This window comes from Streptomyces sp. NPDC007189 (genome assembly GCF_040703635.1).
Taxonomy (GTDB): domain Bacteria; phylum Actinomycetota; class Actinomycetes; order Streptomycetales; family Streptomycetaceae; genus Streptomyces.
Genome location: NZ_JBEYEY010000060.1, coordinates 1 through 5,487, shown reverse-complemented (window position 1 = coordinate 5,487; position 5,487 = coordinate 1). Strand labels below are relative to the sequence as shown.

At 68.8% G+C, this 5,487-nt stretch carries 5 protein-coding genes; 3 read left to right on the top strand and 2 right to left on the bottom strand.

Features of this window, described 5'->3' with window-relative positions; genetic code table 11:
• Window positions 1–94 precede the first annotated feature (94 nt).
• On the top strand, window positions 95–1,078 hold the full coding sequence (locus AB0950_RS40255; protein WP_366780804.1) for a hypothetical protein: 984 nt from the start codon (window positions 95–97) through the stop codon (window positions 1,076–1,078).
• 99 nt (window positions 1,079–1,177) lie between these two features.
• Here AB0950_RS40255 and AB0950_RS40250 read toward each other — a convergent pair whose 3' ends face one another.
• Both AB0950_RS40250 and AB0950_RS40245 read right to left on the bottom strand, forming a co-directional pair.
• The gene (locus tag AB0950_RS40250) at window positions 1,178–3,838 is read right to left on the bottom strand and encodes a Helicase associated domain protein (protein ID WP_366780803.1); all 2,661 of its coding nucleotides are present in this window, start codon (window positions 3,836–3,838) and stop codon (window positions 1,178–1,180) included.
• Entirely contained in the window at window positions 3,835–4,401 is a 567-nt protein-coding gene (locus AB0950_RS40245; RefSeq protein ID WP_366780802.1) for a hypothetical protein, read from the bottom strand. Before AB0950_RS40245 ends, AB0950_RS40250 begins: the two co-directional genes overlap by 4 nt.
• Before the next feature lie 153 nt (window positions 4,402–4,554).
• On the opposite strand from AB0950_RS40245, the gene AB0950_RS40240 reads away from it, so the two are divergent.
• Together AB0950_RS40240 and AB0950_RS40235 are read left to right on the top strand one after the other, a co-directional pair.
• The gene (locus tag AB0950_RS40240) at window positions 4,555–4,848 is read left to right on the top strand and encodes a hypothetical protein (RefSeq protein WP_366780801.1); all 294 of its coding nucleotides are present in this window, start codon (window positions 4,555–4,557) and stop codon (window positions 4,846–4,848) included.
• A gap of 132 nt (window positions 4,849–4,980) precedes the next feature.
• Window positions 4,981–5,148 carry a hypothetical protein gene (locus AB0950_RS40235; RefSeq protein ID WP_165939570.1) on the top strand — a complete coding sequence of 56 codons (168 nt, stop codon included), beginning with the start codon at window positions 4,981–4,983 and terminating at the stop codon, window positions 5,146–5,148.
• Window positions 5,149–5,487 lie beyond the last annotated feature (339 nt).

Here is a 5,487-nt window from a genome sequence, read left to right as displayed (position 1 = left end):
CAGCCCGCCCCCTTGCGCATACCTCATAACGTCGGCATACCGCAGGGATCATGAGGCGTCAGCCCCTACGACACCACGCTTTGAAGGTCAGTAGGTGAACGACAGGCACGGGCCGCAGACCAGTGAGGACGCTATTCATGGCGCGTCGTCACTCACCTCTGACGATGTCTCCGCATTGATCCCGCTCCTTCTTGCAGAGGTGGAGGGGGCTTTCGACAGCTCCCGTTGGGCGTTGGTGAACTCCGGCACCGAACGGGTCAAGTGGCGGGTGTACGCCGGGGCCGCACTGAGCCACTGCTGTCGGTTGCTGGCGGAGATGGAGACGGCGGGCCGCGCTCACCAGGAGATGGCGGTGCGACTTCTGGGGCGGGCACATCTGGAGGCCTGGGTGGTGTGCCTGTACATCCAATTTGGTGAGTACCCGGCCTTGGAGCGGCTCGGCCAGGCCGAACTGCGTCATCTGTACGGACTCCAGCAGGAGGCCGACACCATCGACGCCATGCTCGCGGCCGATCGCAAGGAAGCCCGGAGACGGCGGAAGAAGGCCGAGAAGGCGAACGCCGGCATAGCTCGGTGGAACGCGGCCAATCCCACCGAAGTGGCCAAGCTATTCCACGAGTTGCCGCATGTGCCGCGACTGAAGCCGATCGGCATCGACCTCAACGAGACGATCGCGGGGTTCGGTCCCTTGACAGCTCAGGAGCTGACAGTCTCCGAGATGGTGGACACCCTCACCAAGTGGGGGCCGACACGCGGCTTCGCCACGGAGAGCTTTCGCACTCTGTACTTCTACTACCGTCTGCTGTCTGGACTCGGGACCCATGCCACCATGACCGTTCTCGACCAGTATGTGCCGATCCGACCGAGCGACTCGTTCGTCAGAGTGAGGGCAGCCCCAAGCCTTGGGGCGGCGGCCGACCAACTGCGGTGCACCGCGTTGTATGCGACCGCCTACGCGGCGGGATACGTACTCAGTACTCAGGGGTGTGATACACCCGTCGCCGACCGCATCGAAGCCACGCTCTACCCCGACCCTGATGGCCGTGCCGCCTGGTCGCCCGGGACCAAGTCGGGCTAGGAAACGGCTGCCACGGCCGTCCGCAAAACGGTCGTGGCAGCACCTCGCACCGGATCCGGGCATGGACCATCATGAACTCACACCCGGCCACACCACTGGCTACGCCCACTCCACGCCCAGCTCTTGCAGCGCGTCCAGCTGCTCCGCGCTGAGCTTGTCCCGCCGGGCCTTGGTGTTCGACACCCACACACCCAGCTTTACGGTCACCGGCTCCGCCTCGCCCTCGACCGCGATCTCCTCGGCGTGTCCGCGCGGCACCGGCCGGTCCGCACCCTCTCGCTCGATCCACTGTGTGAGGGCTGTCAGGCCGCGCTGGAACGCCTGCTGCGCCTTGCCCGGGCCCTTCGCCGCACGCTTGGCCGCCGGGGCGGGAGACGGCTCCTCCAGCGGTTTGATGCCCAGCACGGTCAGCCGCTCCTGCTGTTCGGGTAGGAGTCGCGCCCAGGTGGCCGGCTGTTTCTGCTGCTGGAGCCACTTGCCGATGTCGTCGCCGTCCATGAACACGCCGGGTGCGATGTCGGGCAGGCTGCCGTCGGCGTCGACCAGGTCCGCCAGGACGCGGTAGTGGCGTTGCCAGTCCAGCGGCCACGGGCAGTTCCAGTCCGGGTCGATGGCGGCCAGCTGCGCGGCGCGCTGTTCCGCCCGCTTGGAGTCTTTGCCGAGGCCGTTCTTCGCGCCCTTCCTGCGAAGGTTGGCCATGTGCTGCCCGATGGGTACAGGGTCGCCGCCGGCCGGGTCGTCCCAGACGGCGTCCTGGCGGGGGGCGAGGTGCCCGGTGGCCCGCCGGTAGGACCGGAGCGCGGCGAGTTTTGCTTCCCACGCCTCTTCGCCGGGTTCCCACACCATCCCGGCCTCGGGCGCGTCCAGCAGCTCCTTGCGGTGCGGATCGAGTTCGCCGGCGCGCAGCGTCTTGCGCTGCTGGTGCACCCACCGCCCCAGCGGGAAGTTCTTGGTGACGCCGACCTCGACTTCGGTGTCGTACGGGACGGCGTACAGGCCCGTGATCCCGTTCTCCCTGCGCCAGCGCAGCAGCGCCTCGTAGCCCTCCAGCCACACCAGCGACTCCGGCCGGTACACCCGCGTACGGAGGAAGGCCGCGATCGTGGCGGCGTCGCGCGGGCTGGAGAAGTGCAGCAGCGCGGACTCGGCAGCGGCGTCGGCGCCGTCCGGCTCCTGGTCCTCGCCGCCGGCCCCGACGATCCGCCCGTCGTCATCGCGCTGGATGTGGACCTTGCGCTTGCCACGGGTGAGCGCGCGGGAGGCGAGCTGCTCGACCAGGCGCTCATCGTGGCTGCGCAGGCCCTGGAGCACCGCCACGAGCGGCTTGAAGCTCGCGGAGGCGACCATGTCCTGCGGGTCCTCGCCGGGCTGGAGGAAGACGGGCACGATGATCCTGGCCACTTTGGTGCTGCCGTCCTGGTTGGGCCGGAGCGCGCGGCCGATGTTCTGCACGATCTCCACCTGGGAGCCGCGGGTGTCGGCGAAGCAGATCGCCTCCACCCCCCGCTCGCCGGTGATGTCCACGCCCTCCCCGAGCACCCGCACCGAGGCGAGGAACGCCCGGTGCACCCGCCGGTTGTTCGCGTCGATGCCGTTGGCGAACTGCCGCAGCACCTCGCGACGCTCGGTGACGAGGTGGTCGCCGCACAGCCACGCCGCCCACACGCGGTCCGGTGGGACGTGGCGGCCGGGCTCCAGCTCGTAGAACTCCGCGTCGATGGAGGACTTCGGCAGCTTGTCCGCAGCGGCCAGGTCCTCGTCGGAGACGTCGTTGACGTACAGCTCGGCAGCGGTCTGAGGCAGCTTTGCCGCGAACGCGGCGGCCTCCTCCACCCGCTGGTGGAACGTCATCACGGTGCGCAGGTTCCACTTCGCGGCGTGCTCCAGGAGCGCGGTCTGCAGCAGCGCCATGCGCCGGCCCCGCTGCGCCTCGTCCGATTCCCCGTCGACGGGGGAGGGGTCGCGGATTTCCAGCACGTCGATCTCGAATCCCGCGAGGATTCCGCGCTCGATCGCCTCCGAGAGCCCCAGTTCGGCCAGCCACGGCCCGTATGTCTCGGAGTCCTGGCCCATCGACGCGATCTCCAGCTCCTGGCCGTCCGCGGCCCTTCGCGGCTGGGGAGCCGCCAGGATGCGCGGGGTCGCCGTGAGGTAGAGCCGGAAGTCGGCGGGGATCCGCTGGTTGTCGTGTATCGCGGCCCACGGACGACCGAGATCACCGGCGGTGCCGTGGGCTTCATCCACTATCGCGAGGTCGAAGCCTGCCATCTGCTGCCCGTACAGCCGTTCTCCGCCCGCCAGAGCGGCCTCCAGCGGCCCGCGAACCTTCCGCTGGCCCTCGGGAGCGTCGATGTCCTCGCGGTCCACCAGGGAGGCGTACGTGGCGAGCACGACGACCGGCCCGGACCCAGCCCACAGCGCGAGCTGGATCGGGTTCGTGGTGGTGCGCACTCCCAGCGAGTTGAGCACCGGGTCGTTCTCCAGCGAGCACACCGCGACCATGGGGGAGTCGTGACCCACCGCCCGCCACGCCTGGGCGGTCTGCACGAGCAGGTCCAGAGTCGGCACGGTCACAAGGATCCGGCCGCCCCGGAAGCACTCCAGCGCGCACGCGGCCGCGGTGATCGTCTTACCTGATCCGGTCGCGGAGACGATCATGCCCCGCATCCCTTCCGGAGGCACAGGTGATCTTGCAGGAAATCCGACCCATTTCCGGAAGCTCGATTTCTGTTGAACCTGGTGTTCTCGGAGCTGGATCAAAAGAGTTCTCCCGGCTCGGGAAGGACCTGTTCGACGGAAGCGATCCGGTAGCCGCCGCGCTGGTAAAGGCCGCCGTCTTTGCCGTGTACAGCCCAGGCCCGCTCGGCCGCTGCGTCGGCTGACGCGGCCATCAGGTGGACGACGGGAGCCGGCGCATCCGGGCTGGAGCAGCCGGCAGCAGGCCGGACATCGACCCGGTAGACGCGATACCGACAGATTTCCGGGCCCGTAACCCCGGACCGCTCGGCCTCGTCCACGTCCCTCATCAGCCGCTTCAGACGCTGCAGTTCGTAGCGGAGAGCACGCACGTCACGGGCGGGCACGTACGCGGCCATCCGCTCCGCTTCCATCAGACGGGCGATCCGCTCCCACTGAAGGCACCGCAGTTCCGCGATGAACAACTCGCTCAAGCGATGCGGTTCGGGCAGGGCCGTCCCCGCCTTCCCAGCGCGTTCTCGAGCCAGGCGCGCCTGCGCATCCACGTGGTGGCGATCGAGCCCGGCAGCGCTCGCGACCACTCCGAGGCGGACAAGCTCATGCGGAAGATACTCGTAAATCAACACGCGCACCGCCCCCTGCCGGGTCTCCCTTAATTACGCCAATGGTACATGCTGCATCACGCCAAGATGCAGACAGACGAATCCCTCACGCGAGCCCCCTCCGCATCCCGCTGCCCAACCCTGATTTTCACCGCGCATCGGGGTACACGCCCCCGCATGGCACCGAAGAGTGAACGTATCCAGTTCCTGCGGGCCGTGCGGCAGCTGCACCGCATCCGCTCCTTCTACGCCGTGGGCGCCCTGCTGTGGGCGGCGTCCTCCGCCTGGACCGGCTGGCAGGCACCCGGAAGCCGACAGATGTGGGTATCCGTCCTCCTCCTGACCGTCTTCACCGCTCTCCTCGTCACCGCCGGCCTGTCCCTGAGGCGCCTCGCAGTTCCCTCGACGGGCCGACCCGCCCATCACGCCGCCCCGCGCAAGACGGCAAGCACCCGGCACGCCCACGCCTGAGATCCCGTCAGCGTGCTTGCACGCCGGGCCAGGGTATGGCCGGGTGGGGATGCGACTTCGAAGGGGCCACTCATGTCTGTGGGGGCGGTGGCCGGGCATACGGGTTTCACTTCCCATCGAGAGGAGCTCGTCATGCTCGGCATAGTCGCGGCAGTGCTGTTCTTCATCGCGTTCCTTATCAACGCGGCAGAGATCAGCACCAATCACACGTTCTCGTCAGTCAACGTCATGCTCCTGGGACTGACCGCACTGGCCCTGCACGTTGCGGGAATCGGCAGCACTTGGTCCCGTAGACGCTGACCCCACGTCAAGCCCCCCAACCCGCAGAGGCCAGCCGGAGGACCACCACAACCCCGCCCTTGCTGCTGCTCGGGCCGTAGGCCCGTTGAGCGTGCCGCGCGAAGCGTGGCACGCCTGGTGACGCGGAGCGTCACGGTGGCTGGAGCGCAGCGGAAGCCACCAGGACGGCCCGCAGGCCGGCCTGCTCCCCGAGCGCAGCGAAGGGGAGCACCAACGAGCCCGCGAAGCGGGCCCGTTGGGCGGGGCGCGCAGCGCGCCGCCAGCGCTCACGCGGAGCGGGAGCGCGAGCCGGTGCAGCGCGCCCGGGCGCTCGACGGGCTCGTCACGGACGGCCTGGTG